At 54.6% G+C, this 17,172-nt stretch carries 17 protein-coding genes; 8 read left to right on the top strand and 9 right to left on the bottom strand.

Translation table 11 applies throughout. The annotated features are described in order from the left end of the window. Positions 1-148: 148 nt before the first annotated feature. From rseC to rseD, 5 genes are read right to left on the bottom strand one after another with little or no spacing between them, the layout of a single operon-like run. On the bottom strand, positions 149-625 hold the full coding sequence (gene rseC, locus HCH49_RS00090; RefSeq protein WP_023308850.1) for a SoxR-reducing system protein RseC: 477 nt from the start codon (positions 623-625) through the stop codon (positions 149-151). Beyond that, the gene (rseB, locus tag HCH49_RS00085) at positions 622-1,575 is read right to left on the bottom strand and encodes a sigma-E factor regulatory protein RseB (protein WP_033146239.1); all 954 of its coding nucleotides are present in this window, start codon (positions 1,573-1,575) and stop codon (positions 622-624) included. The genes rseC and rseB overlap by 4 nt, the downstream gene beginning before the upstream one ends. Beyond that, positions 1,575-2,225 carry an anti-sigma-E factor RseA gene (gene rseA / locus HCH49_RS00080; protein WP_008502186.1) on the bottom strand — a complete coding sequence of 217 codons (651 nt, stop codon included), beginning with the start codon at positions 2,223-2,225 and terminating at the stop codon, positions 1,575-1,577. The genes rseB and rseA overlap by 1 nt, the downstream gene beginning before the upstream one ends. Positions 2,226-2,256: 31 nt before the next feature. After that, a complete protein-coding gene (gene rpoE / locus HCH49_RS00075; RefSeq protein WP_006176728.1) occupies positions 2,257-2,832 on the bottom strand; it encodes an RNA polymerase sigma factor RpoE in 576 nt (191 codons plus the stop codon). Continuing rightward, complete coding sequence (gene rseD / locus HCH49_RS22150) at positions 2,829-2,915, bottom strand: rpoE leader peptide RseD (protein ID WP_223862639.1); 87 nt, start codon at positions 2,913-2,915, stop codon at positions 2,829-2,831. The genes rpoE and rseD overlap by 4 nt, the downstream gene beginning before the upstream one ends. A 340-nt stretch (positions 2,916-3,255) precedes the next feature. Here rseD and nadB point away from each other — a divergent pair, with 340 nt between their 5' ends. Beyond that, positions 3,256-4,875 carry an L-aspartate oxidase gene (nadB, locus tag HCH49_RS00065; RefSeq protein WP_033146240.1) on the top strand — a complete coding sequence of 540 codons (1,620 nt, stop codon included), beginning with the start codon at positions 3,256-3,258 and terminating at the stop codon, positions 4,873-4,875. Here nadB and trmN read toward each other — a convergent pair. Continuing rightward, the gene (gene trmN, locus HCH49_RS00060) at positions 4,860-5,597 is read right to left on the bottom strand and encodes a tRNA(1)(Val) (adenine(37)-N(6))-methyltransferase TrmN (RefSeq protein WP_033146241.1); all 738 of its coding nucleotides are present in this window, start codon (positions 5,595-5,597) and stop codon (positions 4,860-4,862) included. The genes nadB and trmN overlap by 16 nt on opposite strands. A gap of 132 nt (positions 5,598-5,729) precedes the next feature. Here trmN and srmB point away from each other — a divergent pair, with 132 nt between their 5' ends. After that, positions 5,730-7,058: an ATP-dependent RNA helicase SrmB gene (srmB, locus tag HCH49_RS00055; protein WP_023308854.1), complete on the top strand. Its 1,329-nt coding sequence runs from the start codon at positions 5,730-5,732 to the stop codon at positions 7,056-7,058. A 49-nt stretch (positions 7,059-7,107) separates the two neighbouring features. Here srmB and grcA read toward each other — a convergent pair whose 3' ends face one another. After that, a complete protein-coding gene (gene grcA, locus HCH49_RS00050) occupies positions 7,108-7,491 on the bottom strand; it encodes an autonomous glycyl radical cofactor GrcA (RefSeq protein WP_029741127.1) in 384 nt (127 codons plus the stop codon). 314 nt (positions 7,492-7,805) lie between these two features. On the opposite strand from grcA, the gene ung reads away from it, so the two are divergent. Next, positions 7,806-8,495, top strand: a complete 690-nt coding sequence (gene ung / locus HCH49_RS00045; protein ID WP_023308856.1) for a uracil-DNA glycosylase — start codon at positions 7,806-7,808, stop codon at positions 8,493-8,495. 48 nt (positions 8,496-8,543) lie between these two features. On the opposite strand, the gene HCH49_RS00040 is transcribed toward ung, so the two are convergent. Beyond that, complete coding sequence (locus tag HCH49_RS00040) at positions 8,544-9,674, bottom strand: tRNA/rRNA methyltransferase (protein WP_029741125.1); 1,131 nt, start codon at positions 9,672-9,674, stop codon at positions 8,544-8,546. A gap of 204 nt (positions 9,675-9,878) precedes the next feature. Here HCH49_RS00040 and trxC point away from each other — a divergent pair, with 204 nt between their 5' ends. The 5 genes from trxC to HCH49_RS00010 all read left to right on the top strand — a co-directional run bounded on the left by trxC (position 9,879) and on the right by HCH49_RS00010 (position 15,599). Next, a complete protein-coding gene (gene trxC / locus HCH49_RS00035) occupies positions 9,879-10,298 on the top strand; it encodes a thioredoxin TrxC (RefSeq protein WP_023308858.1) in 420 nt (139 codons plus the stop codon). Positions 10,299-10,367: 69 nt separating this feature from the next. After that, positions 10,368-11,066: a tRNA-uridine aminocarboxypropyltransferase gene (locus HCH49_RS00030; protein WP_221701954.1), complete on the top strand. Its 699-nt coding sequence runs from the start codon at positions 10,368-10,370 to the stop codon at positions 11,064-11,066. Positions 11,067-11,101: 35 nt separating this feature from the next. Then, entirely contained in the window at positions 11,102-13,765 is a 2,664-nt protein-coding gene (locus tag HCH49_RS00025) for a bifunctional acetate--CoA ligase family protein/GNAT family N-acetyltransferase (RefSeq protein ID WP_221701953.1), read from the top strand. A 110-nt stretch (positions 13,766-13,875) separates the two neighbouring features. After that, entirely contained in the window at positions 13,876-15,231 is a 1,356-nt protein-coding gene (pssA, locus tag HCH49_RS00015; RefSeq protein WP_023333068.1) for a CDP-diacylglycerol--serine O-phosphatidyltransferase, read from the top strand. A gap of 44 nt (positions 15,232-15,275) precedes the next feature. Beyond that, on the top strand, positions 15,276-15,599 hold the full coding sequence (locus HCH49_RS00010; protein ID WP_033146245.1) for a YfiM family lipoprotein: 324 nt from the start codon (positions 15,276-15,278) through the stop codon (positions 15,597-15,599). On the opposite strand, the gene HCH49_RS00005 is transcribed toward HCH49_RS00010, so the two are convergent. After that, entirely contained in the window at positions 15,596-16,891 is a 1,296-nt protein-coding gene (locus tag HCH49_RS00005) for an MFS transporter (protein ID WP_029741120.1), read from the bottom strand. The genes HCH49_RS00010 and HCH49_RS00005 overlap by 4 nt on opposite strands. Positions 16,892-17,172 lie beyond the last annotated feature (281 nt).

The raw sequence follows: 17,172 nt of genomic DNA, 5'->3' as shown, positions 1-17,172 counted from the left end.
CGCTGTTCTTAGCCTGACGTTTTTCAGTGCGAAAACGCAGCATTCTACACTACATCCTCGCTACCTGGAAATGCACTTAGAAGCAGGTATAGCGTGAAGAAAGGCCGTTTTCTGTTTTAGGGTGTAAAAAATGATAAAGCCCGATGGATCACCGGGCCTCAGAAGAGAGCGTTTCAACACGAAGCTGGTCTGGCGCCAGCCCAACACTGAGAATGACAGGCTGCCACTCCTCGCGCGCGGCGAGCGTCGGAGAGAGCCCTTTGGCAAGCCAGAATCCCCCTACGCCACCCAATGCAGCACCGCACATAGCGGCCACATCGGTACCAAACAGCATCTGAAACAGGCCGCCCATGATAAACAGGCCGACCAGCGGAGAGAGATACACCAGCATAGCGGAGCTGAGCAGGCTGCCTTCCGCGATGCCCAGTTCCACCTTCTGCCCCGCCATCAGCGGCTGTTCACTTGGCACAGAAATCGTGTGCGATGTTTGTGGCCCAAGCTTATTCAACACGCGGCTGCCGCAGCCGGCGCGGGATGCGCAGCTATTACATGAGGCTTTAACATCGCAGCTCACCAGCGCAATGCCGTTTTGCCAGGAGACAACCGTCGCCCACTCTTTGATCATTGTGCAGCCCTGAATTTAATGCTGTCGGAGATGCGCTTCGCCGTCTGCGGAGGGAGTTCTCCCACAATGGTGATCTCTGCGTTATCGCGTACCGTTGTACTCACCGTACGGCGCCCGGTACGCAGCATTTGTTCGGCGCTGTTTGCCGTTGCGCGATTAATATTCACCGAGAAGCTGAACAAACCATCCGAATAGAGGCGCGATTCTACCGGCGTTTCAATCGTTGGCAGCTGACGACGGCTGCTGGACACTTCGCTAAACCCTTGCGGGATCCAGGCAGGTACCCAGTTGAAATTAACGGAATCCCCGGCAGGAACAGAAAGCAGCGGCGGCAGGCTGGCCTTAGCCAGATTCTGCATGCTGTTGCCAACCTGATTGTTCACGCTGAAGGAGATAACCCGGAACTGTTCCAGCGTTTCACCGTCACGGTCGAGCAGGTCAACACGCATGGGGAGTTTGGTTTCGGCATCAATCCAGACGATGTAGCTGTAGCGCGTTCCGTCCCGGGCAACAACGCGAATTACCTCGCACAGTCTGTCCGCGATGCGGGTACGCCCTACTGAAATAAAATCGTAGTAAGGGGCAAGCCGTTTGAAGTCGGTGTAAATGAGTGACGGCAGGGAATCAACGATATAGTCGCCATTCAGCGTGAAAGGCTCCAGGCCTGGCTCGAAATAGCTGATTTCATTACCACGTTGGACCACTTCCCGACGCGGGCCATCCATCTGTAAAAGCTGGGCGAGCGGCTGCTTATCAAGACGGGCATGACGATAGCGTAACGACTCGACGCCCTGCTTATTGATGCTGATAAATGCCAACTCATAATTGAGTGACTGGCTGGCCAGATTCATTTGCTGCAACAACGCCCCGGATGAAACATCAGCCGAGGCGTTGGCAGAGAAGAACAGGCTACCCGCCATCAGAGACATGGCGAACCAAAGTTGCTTCATTACTGCGATTGCGTTCCTAAAGTTTGGTTTCCGGGCACCTGCACAGCAGCTTGCTGTGTCTGCGCCTGCTCAAACTGAAGCTGTTCAGAGTGCAGACGACGCTGCAACTCGTAATCCTGCAACATCGCATTAATGCGACGGCGCTGCTCCTGAACCTGCTGTTGCTGACCGCCGCTGGCGGATGCATCAGCCGGTACGCCCAGGCTTACCGGGCTGGCTTTGCCCATCATCGGCAGTGTGTTAAACACTGGCGCTTCTGGCTGCTGATTAGTTTCAGACTGAGTATTATAGTGCTGGACGCCAACAATAACTGCAAGCGATACGCATGCAGCCACACCCATTTGGGTAAGCTGGCTGGCCCACGGACGCACCTTTTGCCAGAACGGCATTTTCTGCCATTGGTGAGGCGCGGGTTGAGCTTCAGGAATCAGCGGAGTGGTCTGATGAACAGGCTCATTCTCAATCGCCGCCATGACGCGGGCTGAGATATCGAAATGGAGAACCTCGCCGGTGTCACCGCGAAGGGTGTCACGGATGAGATGGTAACTCTCCCAGGTCTCTTGCATTTCGGGTGAATGAGACAGCTCGTTGAGCAGCTCACTATCCACCGTTTCACCATCCATTAAAGCGGAAAGTTTTTCTTTCTGCATGCCTAATACCTTTTCCAGTATCCCGCTATCGTCAACGCCTGATAAGCGGTTGAACTTTATTATCAATAGCTTCTCGCGCACGGAAAATTCGTGAACGTACCGTGCCGACCGGACAATCCATGATCGCGGCTATCTCTTCATAGCTCAGACCATCCAGCTCCCGTAACGTAATTGCCATACGTAAATCTTCCGGGAGCGACTCGATCGTGCGAAAAACGATTTGTCTCAGTTCTTCTGACAACATTAAGTTCTCAGGGTTCGAAATTTCTTTCAACGCGCCGCCGCTTTCAAAGTTTTCGGCGTCGATTGCGTCCACATCACTTGAAGGCGGACGACGGCCCTGAGCGACCAGATAATTCTTTGCCGTATTGACCGCAATACGGTACAGCCAGGTATAAAAAGCACTATCTCCCCGGAAAGAATCCAGCGCGCGATAGGCCTTAATAAAAGACTCTTGCACCACATCAGGCACATCGCCTGACGGTACATAGCGGGAAACCAGGCTCGCCACCTTATGCTGGTAGCGGACCACCAGTAGGTTAAAGGCTTTCTGATCTCCCTTCTGGACCCGTTCAACCAGGACCTGGTCCGTTAACTGCTCGCTCATCCGAGGTAATGTCTCCCCAAACCTAAATTCCACGCGTTATCGAAACGCCACTCTAAAAATACCGCACTTTGAGCAAGCACCATTTAGAGTGTCTGATCTTCAATAAGTTCCGTAACGCCTTTGTTTTTGTTCATCGCGCCGCAGACCGTTTATTTTCTCTCATTATAAGTCTGTTCACGATACGCACCACTTTATGACAAGAAACATCTTTTTCCCGCCAGAAGAGTAACGCAACACAGGCTTTATTTCACCACAAAATCTGACGCTAACGATCTGCTTCGCAAAATAATTTCACTCATTTACCCTCCGTTTACCTCCGCTTACGCGTTTAGCCATTGCGACAGCCTCTAAAAAAATACGTGCGATATATCGCATTCAGGTGCTATTCTGACCCAACACTGTTTAGTAAATTAAACAACAATCATGAACACAACACCTGAACTCCATTGTGATGTACTGATCATCGGCAGCGGCGCTGCCGGTCTCTCTCTGGCGCTGCGCCTGGCCGAGCATCAAAACGTTATCGTTCTGAGTAAAGGACCGATAAGTGAAGGTTCCACGTTTTATGCCCAGGGCGGCATTGCCGCCGTGTTTGATGAGACAGACAGCATTGCATCCCACGTCGAGGATACGCTCATTGCCGGGGCCGGGATCGTGGATGCACACGCCGCAGAGTTTGTCGCCAGCAATGCCCGTCACTGCGTTCAGTGGCTCATCGACCAGGGCGTCTTATTCGATACTCAGGTTCAACCCAACGGTGAAGAGAGCTACCACCTGACTCGCGAAGGCGGCCATAGCCACCGCCGCATCCTGCACGCAGCGGATGCCACCGGAAAAGAAGTGGAAACCACGCTGGTCAGCAAAGCGCTGAACCATCCTAATATTCGGGTTCTCGAGCGAAGCAATGCCGTTGACCTGATTATCTCTGACAAGATTGGCCTGCCCGGCACGCGTCGCGTGGTGGGCGCCTGGGTCTGGAATCGTAATAAAGAGAAGGTGGAAACCTGCCGGGCGAAGGCTGTGGTACTGGCGACGGGCGGCGCCTCCAAAGTGTATCAGTACACCACGAACCCGGACATTGCCTCCGGCGACGGTATCGCGATGGCCTGGCGCGCTGGCTGCCGGGTGGCAAACCTCGAGTTTAATCAGTTTCACCCCACCGCCCTGTTCCACCCTCAGGCACGCAACTTCCTGCTGACGGAAGCCCTGCGCGGTGAAGGCGCTTATCTGAAACGCCCTGATGGCTCCCGCTTTATGCCCGACTTTGACGCCCGGGGTGAACTGGCCCCGCGTGACATCGTTGCCCGCGCCATCGATCATGAAATGAAGCGCCTTGGCGTAGACTGCATGTATCTCGATATCAGCCATAAGCCAGCAGAGTTCATTCGCCAGCATTTCCCGATGATTTATGAAAAGCTGCTCAATCTTGGCATTGATTTAACGCGCGACCCGGTGCCCATTGTGCCAGCGGCCCACTATACCTGCGGTGGCGTAATGGTTGACGATCATGGACGTACTGACGTAGACGGTCTGTATGCTATCGGTGAGGTTAGCTATACCGGACTTCACGGCGCGAACCGTATGGCCTCTAACTCGCTGCTTGAGTGTCTGGTGTACGGCTGGTCGGCGGCGGAAGACATCACGAAGCGCATGCCTTACGCCCGCGAGACAGAGCGCCTGCCAGCCTGGGATGAAAGCCGCGTGGATAATCCGGACGAGCTGGTCGTGATCCAGCACAACTGGCATGAACTACGGCTGTTTATGTGGGACTACGTAGGGATTGTGCGCACCACGAAACGCCTGGAACGCGCCTTGCGCCGCATCACCATGCTGCAGCAGGAAATTGATGAGTACTATGCTAATTTCCGCGTATCCAATAATCTGCTTGAGCTGCGCAATCTGGTGCAGGTTGCCGAGCTGATTGTTCGCTGCGCGATGATGCGTAAAGAGAGCCGCGGGCTGCACTATACCCTGGACTACCCGGATCAGCTTGCTGAATCCGGCCCGTCGATACTCGCCCCGCAGGTTTACATAAACAGATAAAACGCCTGGGTCAGGGCAGTGTAATCTTCGGAATAACGCTGGTCTGGCCCACGGATCACCATTCGGTCATTAAAGCATTCACCCTCTTTTGGCGACAGAGCCAGCAGTACGCGGTGCGGCAGTCGACCTTCCGTATCCGAAATATCGGTACGCAGACGTAACGTCCAGCCGATCTCCTGCGCGATACCGATGAACGTGTTGCCGGTACTCTCTGGCAGGACCACACAGAAAAAACCCTCTTCGGAGATCAGTTCTGCCGCGCTGGTGAGCAGCGCTTTATGATCGAGGGAGCCGGTATAACGCGCCTGTTCACGCTCGGGTGTCCCGCACTCAACGCCGGGCTCGTAGTAGGGAGGGTTGCTGACGATCAGATCGTAACGCGCGGTTTGTTCAGGCGCCCAGGCGAGCACGTCTGCGCATTCCACTTTCATTCGGACTGCCCAGGGGGATTCGGCCATATTGTCACTCGCCTGCTCTGCGGCCTGCGCGTCCAGTTCGACGGCATCAATGATGACATGTTCTTCCGTACGCTGCGCCAGCATCAGCGCCACCAGCCCGCTGCCGGTACCGATATCAAGAATACGCTTAACACCTGCGACAGGCGCCCACGCTCCCAGTAAAATACCGTCTGTACCAACCTTCATGGCACAGCGATCGTGAGCGACAAAAAATTGTTTAAACGTAAAACCATCGCGGCGCAGCTGCGCTTTGAGTTGAGACATGTCAGGGCAACCTTCTAAGTGAAACTGGAGTAGCATAGGGGAAAGCGAAGTGGCCGAAAAGCGATATCCATACAAACAGATGAAGATTACAGCCGTAACGTCTATAATCAGCGCCCCACACAGAGGTAGAACATGACTGTAACGACTTTTTCCGAACTTGAACTCGATGAAAGCCTGCTCAATGCACTTGAGAGCAAAGGCTTTACACGCCCGACCGCCATTCAGGCAGCGGCCATTCCGCCTGCGCTTGAGGGCCGCGATGTGCTCGGTTCTGCGCCAACCGGCACGGGGAAGACAGCAGCCTATTTGCTGCCTGTGTTGCAGCATCTGCTCGACTTCCCGCGTAAAAAATCTGGCCCGCCGCGTATTTTGATCCTGACGCCTACGCGCGAACTGGCAATGCAGGTTGCCGATCACGCGCGTGAACTCGCGGCAAATACTCATCTGGATATTGCCACCATCACCGGCGGCGTAGCGTACATGAACCACGCCGAAGTGTTCAGCGAAAACCAGGACATCGTCGTTGCGACGACGGGACGCCTGCTGCAGTACATTAAAGAAGAGAACTTCGACTGCCGCGCGGTTGAAACGCTGATCCTCGACGAAGCCGACCGCATGCTGGACATGGGCTTCGCACAGGATATCGAGCACATTGCAGGGGAAACGCGCTGGCGTAACCAGACGATGCTGTTCTCTGCCACCCTCGAAGGGGAAGCGATCAAAGACTTCGCAGAGCGTCTGCTGGAAGATCCGGTGGAAGTCTCGGCGACGCCGTCCACCCGTGAGCGTAAGAAGATCCACCAGTGGTACTACCGCGCGGACAACCTTGAGCACAAAGTCGAATTGCTGAAACACCTGCTCAAACAGGAAGATGCTCTGCGCACAATCGTGTTTGTGCGTAAGCGCGAGCGCGTGCACGAGCTGGCTGAGATGCTGCGTAACGCCGGGATCAACAACTGCTATCTTGAAGGCGAGATGGCGCAGATCAAGCGTACCGAGGGCATTAAGCGCCTGACCGATGGCCGCGTTAACGTGCTGGTTGCGACTGACGTTGCCGCACGCGGGATCGACATCCCGGACGTCAGCCACGTCATTAACTTCGATATGCCGCGCAGCGGAGATACCTACCTGCACCGTATTGGTCGTACCGGCCGCGCGGGCCGCAAAGGGATTGCGATTTCACTGGTCGAAGCGCATGACTACCTGCTGCTGCAGAAAATTGGCCGCTATGTTGATGAGCCGCTGAAAGCGCGCGTTATTGACGAACTCCGCCCGACCACGCGTGCGCCGAGTGAAAAGATGACGGGTAAACCGTCCAAGAAAGCGCTCGCAAAACGTGCTGAGAGAAAAGAGAAAGAAAAAGAGAAACCGCGCGTGAAGCAGCGCCACCGCGATACCAAAAACATTGGTAAGCGCCGTAAGCCAAGCTCTGCCGCACCAGAGACGAAAACTGAAGAGTAAAAAAAGCCGGGGAAATCCCCGGCTTTTTTATTCCCCCCTGCTGAAGCCGTTACAGGCTTTCAGTAAAGGTACGTGCGATAACGTCGCGCTGCTGTTCTGGAGTCAGTGAGTTAAAGCGAACCGCATAGCCGGACACGCGGATAGTCAGCTGTGGGTATTTTTCTGGATGCTCAACGGCATCCATCAGCGTTTCGCGGCGCAGCACGTTTACGTTCAGGTGCTGACCACCTTCCACGCGCACTTCCGGCTGCACTTCCATAGGAACTTCACGGTATTCGATTTCGCCCAGTTTGTTTACCGGTACGATTTCATCTTCAGCAAAACCCGCTTTCGCAACGACGCAGCGCGCTTCGTTCTTCTCGCTGTCCAGCAGCCAGAAAGAATTGAGCAGATCGTCATTTGCAGCTTTAGTAATCTGGATACCTGTAATCATGTGTTGCCTCCCTTAGGCTACATTAACTCGTGTCGGCCTCTCGCGGCCAATTGGTAAAACCATTGTTTCTTGTGTGTATATATAACATTCACACCCCGGCGATTTATTGATTTAAATCAACAAAAGCACCAACCACATAAAGAGTGTGGTTTTAATTTATTGTTTTAGATCAATTTAACAGCCTTGCCAATTCAACTTACCCTGTATCTTTTCAAAATAAATTTAGCCACTTAGCACGTATTTCAGCGCGTAATTTTGCTCACCGGGGTGAAACAGGTAAGCTAGTCAGAGATTGAGATTCGCAGGAGAGCGAGATGACGACACCTTTAACCTGGCATGACGTGCTGGCAGAAGAAAAGCAGCAGCCTTATTTTATCAATACGCTCAGCACCGTTGCCGCTGAGCGTCAGTCCGGACAGACGATTTACCCGCCGCAAAAAGACGTGTTCAACGCCTTTCGCTACACCGAACTGAGCGATGTGAAAGTGGTCATTCTGGGCCAGGATCCCTATCACGGCCCCGGGCAGGCGCATGGGCTGGCGTTTTCCGTTCGTCCGGGCGTGGCTATCCCCCCTTCTCTGCTCAACATGTATAAAGAGCTTGAAGCAACCGTGCCCGGTTTTACCCGGCCAAACCACGGTTACCTGGAAAGCTGGGCGCGCCAGGGCGTGCTGTTGCTGAATACGGTGCTTACCGTACGGGCGGGTCAGGCGCACTCGCACGCCAGTCTGGGCTGGGAGACGTTTACCGATAAAGTCATCAGCCTTATCAACGAGCATCGTGAAGGGGTGGTGTTTTTACTCTGGGGTTCTCACGCGCAGAAGAAAGGGGCGATTATTGACCGTCAGCGTCATCACGTGCTGAAAGCACCGCACCCGTCACCGCTGTCTGCGCATCGCGGTTTCTTTGGCAGTAATCATTTTGTTCTGGCGAATGAATGGCTGGAAAAACGTGGCGAAAAGCCGATTGACTGGATGCCTGTATTACCGGCAGAGAGCGAGTAGTTTGAGTTTGTATGCCCGGCTCACCGGGCATACAAAAAGCATAATGGCTTATGCCTTGTTCTGACGCCACCATTCGGCCAGCAGTACGCCGGTCGCAACGGATACGTTCAGACTTTCCACATTGCCTGTTCCGTCGATAGAGACGCTCAGATCCGCACTGGAGAGCGCCGCGTCAGACAGACCATCACGTTCCTGACCTAATACCAGCACCATTTTGCGCGGCAGCGTCGCTTTAAACAGCGGCGTACCGGCATGGCTTGAGGTGGTCACGATGGAATAACCCGCTTTACGGAACTGCTCGAGTGCGTCCAGAACGCTGTCGCCGGTGATCGGCTGTACGTGCTCGGCTCCGCCTTCCGCAGTACGGATCGCGGCACCGGATTCCAGCAGCGCGGCATCCTGCAACAGCACGCCTTTCACGCCAAAGTGCGCGCAGCTACGCATCATTGCGCCCAGGTTGTGCGGGTTGCCCACATCTTCCAGGGCCAGCACGCAGTCATCGGCATCCGCCTGGCTGACCCACTGCTGCACGGTCGTGCCGTTACGCTTTTTGATCAGGAAGCAGACGCCGCCGTGGTGTTCAGTGCCGGACGCTTTGGTCAGCTCGGCATCATCAACCACGTGGTAGGCTTTACGGTTCGCGGCCATCCAGCGCAGCGCTTCTTTGAAGCGCGGGGTCACGCTCTGGATAAACCAGGCGCGGACGATACACTCAGGACGGCTCAGGAACAGCGCCTGGCAGGCGTTCTCGCCATACACGCGGGTCTCTTCCGCACGCTGACGGCGCAGCACTTCCGGGTCGATAAAGCTTTTACCGCTGATACCGCCGTGATCGGCTTTTTCCGGCGTCTCATCGCCAGGGGCGCGAGAAACGGTGCGCCACGGGGAGGCGTTATCACGTGAGAAGTCATCACGCGGACGATCGTCGCGTGGACGGTCACTGCGTGGGCGGTCGGAACGCGGACGGTCATCGCGTTTGCGATCGTCACGTTTGCGGTCATCACCGCGGTTATTTCTGTCATCGCGGGCGGGGCGACGGCCACCGTCTGCACGAGAAGACGCCGGACGCCCGCCACCTTTTCCGGTACGCGGATTTTGGGTGCGTTTATCAGAGTCATCATCACTGCGGACATACATCACTTTGACCTTGCCGCTTTTGTTTTTCATTTCGTCGTTCATGCTTTTCTCCACCAGCGCTGCGCGAAGCGCGCAGATTACCCGATGTGCCAGCGCATAGCCATAATTTCGTACAAAAGCCTGTGACTATTGTTCTCATTGAATAAAACGCATTGTTGTTTCAAACAGGCTCATTGATAATATGTAACATATTAGAAACATTATCGGCGTTGTGACGCTGTCCCACGGCTCTATCAGAGGTTAGTTATGAATACCGTATGTGCCAACTGTCAGGCTCTTAATCGCATTCCGGACGATCGGATGGAAGATGGTGCGAAATGCGGACGTTGTGGCCATGAATTATTTGATGGCGATGTCATTAACGCGACGGGTGCTACGCTGGACAAACTCCTCAAGGACGATCTTCCTGTCGTGATTGATTTCTGGGCGCCATGGTGCGGCCCTTGCCGTAGCTTCGCGCCGATTTTCGAAGATGTTGCCGAAGAGCGCAGCGGAAAAATGCGGTTCGTTAAGGTCAATACCGAAGCCGAACCCGAACTGAGCGCACGTTTTCGTATTCGCAGCATCCCGACCATTATGATTTTCAAAAATGGCGAAGTGATCGATATGCTCAACGGTGCGGTTCCAAAAGCACCTTTTGAAAGCTGGTTAAACGAGTCGCTGTAACATTCACGGGGCACGTCTTGTGCCCCGCTCCCGCCTCTGCGAAAATAGCGTTTTTCCTGCATTTCGCCCATGACTAATAACGCCGTTCTTAAATTACGCGCCGAACGCCTTGCGCGCGCCACCCGACCGTTCCTCGCCCGAGGCAACCGTATTCGCCGCTGTCAGCGCTGCCTGCTGCCGCTGAAGGTTTGTCTGTGCGAGACGCTGGCACCGAGTACGGCACAGAGCCGTTTTTGTCTGGTCATGTTCGATACCGAGCCGATGAAACCCAGCAATACGGGGCGTCTTATCGCCGATATTCTGCCGGATACCGCCGCGTTTCAGTGGTCCCGTACAGAGCCGCCTCAGGCCCTGCTCGATTTAGTGACCAGCCCCAACTACCAGCCGATGGTCGTCTTCCCCGCGTCATATGCAGGTGTGGATCGCCAGGTGCTTTCAGCGCCGCCATCCGGTAAACCACCGCTGTTTATCATGCTGGACGGTACCTGGACCGAAGCGCGAAAAATGTTTCGCAAAAGCCCTTATCTCGACGCGCTGCCGGTGATTTCTGTCGATCTTTCCCGCGTCTCCGCCTACCGCCTGCGTGAAGCACATGCTGACGGGCAATACTGCACCGCCGAAGTGGCAATTGCGCTTCTGGATTTAGCGGGAGATACCGCTGCGGCTGGTGCCCTGGGCAACCATTTCTCATGCTTCCGGGAGCGCTATCTGGCGGGAAAAACCGTTCATAAGGGCAGCGTCACATCGCCCGAGCCAGAAAGCGTTTAAAATCATCAGGTCGCTTGCATTCACAGGAGGCCTGCATGAGCCAGCGAGGGTTAGAAGCGCTACTTCGTCCTAAATCCATTGCCGTTATCGGCGCATCAATGAAGCCGGATCGTGCTGGCTATCTGATGATGCGTAATCTGCTGGCCGGGGGATTTAACGGCCCCGTCATGCCCGTCACGCCGTCTTATAAGGCCGTTCAGGGGGTACTTGCATGGCCTGATGTACAAAGCCTGCCTTTCGTGCCGGATCTTGCCGTACTCTGTACAAACGCGAAGCGCAACCCGGAACTGCTGGAATCACTCGGCAAGAAAGGGTGTAAAACCTGCATAATTCTCTCGTCTCCGCCTGAACAGAAAGCCGAGCTTCTGGCCTGCGCCAGCCGCTATCAAATGCGCATTCTTGGGCCAAACAGTCTGGGCCTGCTCGCCCCCTGGCAGGGGCTGAATGCCAGTTTCTCCCCGGTCCCGATCCGCAAAGGCAAACTGGCGTTTATCTCGCAGTCGGCTGCGGTATCGAACACCATCCTCGACTGGGCGCAGCAGCGTGAAATGGGATTCTCCTACTTCATTGCCCTGGGCGACAGCCTGGATATCGACGTTGATGAGCTGCTGGATTTTCTGGCACGTGACGGCAAAACCAGCGCGATCCTGCTTTATCTTGAGCACCTCAGCGACGCGCGTCGTTTTGTCTCGGCTGCGCGAAGCGCTTCGCGCAATAAGCCGATCCTGGTGATCAAAAGCGGACGCAGCCCTGCGGCACAGCGTCTTCTGCATTCGCATTCCGGCATGGATCCCGCCTGGGACGCCGCCATTCAGCGCGCGGGGTTGCTGCGGGTACAGGATACGCACGAGCTTTTTTCCGCCGTTGAGACGTTAAGCCATATGCGCCCGTTGCGCGGTGAGAAGCTAATGATTGTCAGTAACGGTGCGGCCCCTGCCGCGCTCGCGCTGGACGAGCTGTGGCGGCGCTTCGGCAAGCTGGCAACGCTGAGTGAAGAGACGCTGCAGCGCCTGAAAGAAGCGCTTCCGACCAGCGTGACGCCCGGCAATCCGCTTGATTTGCGCGATGACGCCAGCAGCGACCGCTATATCAGGGCGATATCCATTTTGCTGGATAGCCAGGATTTCGATGCGCTGATGATTATCCACTCCCCCAGCGCGGTCGCGCCGGGCAGTGAAAGCGCGCGCGCGCTCATTGACGCCGTGCGCAACCATCCGCGAGGTAAATACGTTACCCTGCTCACCAACTGGTGCGGTGAGTTTTCCTCTCAGGAGGCGCGGCGCTTGTTCAGCGAGGCCGGGCTGCCAACCTACCGCACGCCGGAAGGCACCATCACCGCGTTTATGCATATGGTGGAATATCGCCGCAACCAGAAACAGCTGCGTGAGACGCCGGCTTTGCCGGGTAATCTGACGGCGAACACCGTCGACGTTCACCGGCTGTTGCAGCAGGCCATTGAAGAAGGCGCGACCTCGCTTGATACGCATGAGGTCCAGCCCATTCTGGGCAGCTACGGGATGCAAACCCTGCCGACCTGGATCGCCAGCGACAGCGCAGAGGCCGTGCATATAGCCGAACAGATTGGCTATCCGGTGGCCCTGAAGCTGCGTTCCCCGGATATTCCGCATAAGTCTGATGTTCAGGGGGTTATGTTATACCTGCGTACGGCGACTGAGGTGCAGCAGGCAGCTGATGCCATTTTTGATCGGGTCAAAATGGCCTGGCCGCAGGCAAGGATCCACGGATTGCTGGTGCAAAGCATGGCAAACCGCGCAGGGGCTCAGGAATTACGGGTGGTGGTCGAACACGATTCCGTCTTCGGCCCGCTCATCATGCTGGGAGAGGGTGGCGTTGAGTGGCGTCCGGAGGAGCAGGCCGTGGTGGCGTTACCGCCGCTGAACATGAACCTGGCGCGTTATCTGATCATCCAGGCGATCAAAAGTAAAAAGATCCGTGGCCGGAGTGCGCTGCGCCCGCTTGATATTGCCGGGTTAAGTCAGTTCCTGGTGCAGGTGTCTAACCTGATTGTGGATTGTGCCGAAATCCAGCGGCTGGACATTCATCCGCTACTCGCCTCGGGCAATGAGTTTACGGCGCTGGACGTGACCCTGGATATCGCGCCATTCGAAGGAGACAGAGAGAGCCGTCTGGCGATCCGCCCGTATCCCCTGCAGCTGGAGGAGTGGGTTGAGATGAAGAATGGAGAACGCGCCTTGTTCCGCCCTATTCTGCCGGAAGATGAGCCCCAGCTGCGGGCCTTTATCTCTCAGGTCACGAAAGAGGATCTTTATTATCGCTATTTTAGCGAAATCAACGAATTTACCCACGATGATTTAGCCAATATGACCCAGATCGACTACGATCGAGAAATGGCGTTTGTTGCCGTTCGTCGCTCCGATAAGGGGGATGAGATCCTCGGCGTCACGCGTGCGATTTCTGACCCGGATAACGTCGATGCGGAGTTTGCGGTGCTGGTGCGCTCCGATCTTAAAGGCCTGGGTCTGGGGAGACGGCTGCTGGAAAAACTCATCAGTTATACGCGAGATCACGGATTGTTACGCCTCAATGGCATTACTATGCCTAACAATCGCGGTATGGTGACCCTGGCGCGAAAACTTGGGTTTGACGTTGATATTCAGCTGGACGAAGGTATTGTGGCCTTGTCCCTCAGTCTGACATCAACAGACAAACGCGAGTAAGCTACTGGAAATGTTACCCACTTTGGACGGGACTGGTGGTATCATTGTCCGCTTATGTTGTTTGCATGGTACAGACAACCCTTCAATGAACAGAGAAGAAACGCACTGTGATGTTGTCAAAATTTAAGCGTAATAAACATCAACAACACCTTGCTCAACTACCGAAGATTTCTCAGTCAGTTGATGATGTAGAGTTCTTTTACGCTCCCGCTCATTTTCGGGAGACGCTTCTGGAAAAGATTGCCAGCGCCACGCGACGCATTTGCATTGTAGCGCTCTATCTTGAACAGGATGAAGGCGGGCGCGCGATCCTGAACGCGCTCTATGAAGCCAAACGTCAGCGCCCGGAACTCGATGTTCGCGTGCTGGTCGACTGGCATCGCGCTCAGCGTGGCCGTATTGGCGCTGCCGCGTCAAACACCAATGCCGACTGGTATTGCCGCACGGCGCAGGAAAATCCTGGCGTTGATGTGCCTGTTTATGGCGTCCCGGTTAATACCCGTGAAGCGCTCGGCGTACTTCATTTCAAGGGCTTCATCATTGATGACAGCGTGCTTTACAGCGGCGCAAGTCTGAATGATGTTTACCTTCATCAGCTCGATAAATATCGCTACGACCGCTACCATCTGATCCGTAATCCGCAGATGGCCGATATCATGTTTAACTGGGTTGATAAAAATCTGGTCCATGGCCGCGGTGTTAATCGCCTTGACGATCCCGAACGTCCTAAAAGCCCGGAAATCAAAAACGATGTTCGCGCCTTCCGCCAGGAGCTGCGTGATGCGGTCTATCATTTCCAGGGCGATGCGAACAACGAAGAGTTATCCGTTACCCCGCTGGTAGGGCTCGGTAAATCAAGCCTGCTGAACAAAACGATCTTCCATCTGATGCCGTGCGCGGAGCAGAAACTCACCATCTGTACGCCGTACTTCAACCTCCCTGCCGTGCTGGTGCGTAATATCATTCAGCTGCTGCGCGACGGTAAAAAAGTGGAAATCATCGTTGGTGATAAAACCGCAAACGACTTTTTCATTCCTGAAGATCAGCCGTTCAAAATCATCGGTGCGCTGCCTTATCTCTATGAGATCAACCTGCGCCGTTTCCTGAGCCGTTTACAGTATTACGTAAACACTGACCAGTTGGTTGTGCGTCTCTGGAAAGATGAAGACAACACTTACCATCTGAAAGGAATGTGGGTCGACGATGAGTGGATGCTGCTGACCGGTAATAACCTGAACCCACGCGCGTGGCGACTGGATCTGGAAAACGCTATCCTGATCCATGACCCGCAGCACGAGTTAGCCGCAAAACGTGAACGTGAGCTGGAGCTGATTCGCACGCATACCACTGTGGTTAATCATTACCGCGAACTGCAGAGCATTGCCGATTATCCGGTAAAAGTCCGCAAGCTTATCCGCCGCTTACGTCGTATCCGTATCGACCGACTTATCAGCCGTATTCTGTAATGTCCAGGCCCTGCCACCCGCAGGGTTTTTTTATGGAGCCGTTGATGCGTATTCCTCTGTTACTTAGCGTCCTCTTTCTGACTGGCTGTAGCCATATGGCCAACGATAACTGGTCCGGACAGGATAAAGCCCAGCATTTCCTCGCTTCCGCGATGTTGTCCGCAGCCGGCAATGAATATGCGCAGCATCAGGGATACAGCCGGGATCGTAGCGCGGCGATAGGGTTGATGTTTTCAGTCAGTCTTGGAGCATCAAAAGAACTGTGGGATAGCCGCCCCGCAGGGAGCGGCTGGAGCTGGAAAGATTTCGCCTGGGATGTCGCCGGCGCAACGACCGGCTATGCCGTGTGGCAGATGGCGCGCTATTAAAGTCGAATGCCTTTACCTTTGCGATGCAGCATCAGCGAAACAATAAAGGCCAGTGCGCCCATTATCGTTACGTACCAGAAGAATGTCGTTTCACTTCCCCATGATTTAAGCGACAACGCAACGTACTCCGCCGATCCGCCAAACAACGCATTAGCTACCGCATAAGAGAGCCCTACCCCTAAAGCACGTACCTGCGCCGGGAACATTTCAGCTTTCAGTATTCCGCTGATAGAGGTATAGAAACTGACAATCACCATCGCCAGCATCACCAGCGCAAACGCCGCATACGGCGAAGTCACATGCTGAAGGGCCGACAGAATAGGTACGGTACATAATGCCGACAGGCCGCCGAAAATCAGCATCGACGTACGTCGACCGATTTTATCCGAGAGCGCACCGATAATGGGTTGTATGAGCATAAAGACAAACAGCGCCACGGTCATGACTACGCTGGCGACGTTTGCGTGCATGCCGGTGGTGTTCACCAGGTACTTCTGCATATAGGTGGTGAACGTGTAAAAACTGAGAGAGCCGCCCGCAGTAAAGCCCAGCACCATGAGGAAAGCTTTGCGGTTACGCCATAACCCTTTGAATGTTCCCGCCTCCTTCAGCGTTCTGACTTCCTTCTGAGAGGTTTCATCTAACTGACGGCGTAGCCAAAGTGCGACCACCGCCAGTACTGCACCCATCGCGAAAGGAATTCGCCATCCCCAGGCGTGAAGTTGTTCATCCGTCAGAATTTGCTGCAGGATCACAACCACAAGAATGGCCAGCAGTTGACCACCAATCAGCGTGACGTACTGGAATGAGGCGTAAAAACCTTTACGGCCTTCCAGGGCAATCTCACTCATGTAGGTCGCACTGGTACCGTATTCACCCCCTACCGATAATCCCTGGAATAAGCGGGCCAGTAATAGTAGCGCCGGTGCCCAGGTACCAATCGATTCATATCCCGGTAAGCAGGCGATCACCAGAGAACCAAAGCACATCATGCACACCGAGATCAGCATAGAAGCCTTACGGCCGCGACGATCCGCAATGCGGCCAAACAGCCAGCCCCCGATGGGCCGCATTAAAAACCCTGCGGCAAATACCCCCGCCGTTTGTAGCAGCTGCGTTGTGGTGTTGCCGGAAGGGAAGAAAATATGTGCGAAGTAGAGTGAACAGAATGAGTAGACGTAAAAGTCGAACCATTCAACCAGATTCCCTGAAGAGGCGCTGACGATTGCCCATACCCTTCTTCGGGTATCACTGTTAGCCAGCGTCCCGTTTGATGTAATGCTTTCTGTCATTGTGATTATGCTCCTGCCATAAACAGCGGCGTATTGAGCCAAGAGACTCAATTACCTCGTAAATGAAATGTTATAATTTTGTTATAAATAACATTGCGACAAGGATCACACATTCCATTAGCAGGATAAGGGATTAAGAGAAAGGCCAGAAAGGGTAAGCACAAAGCAAAAAACCCCGCACCTTACGGTACGGGGTTCTTCTAATTGATGCCTGGCAGTTCCCTACTCTCACATGGGGAGACCCCACACTACCATCGGCGCTACGGCGTTTCACTTCTGAG

This window comes from Enterobacter sp. Y17 (assembly GCF_019730495.1).
GTDB classification, from domain to species: Bacteria; Pseudomonadota; Gammaproteobacteria; order Enterobacterales; family Enterobacteriaceae; genus Enterobacter; species Enterobacter asburiae_B.
The sequence above is the reverse complement of the archived record's forward strand: the minus strand, read 5'-3'. Positions and strand labels throughout refer to the sequence as shown.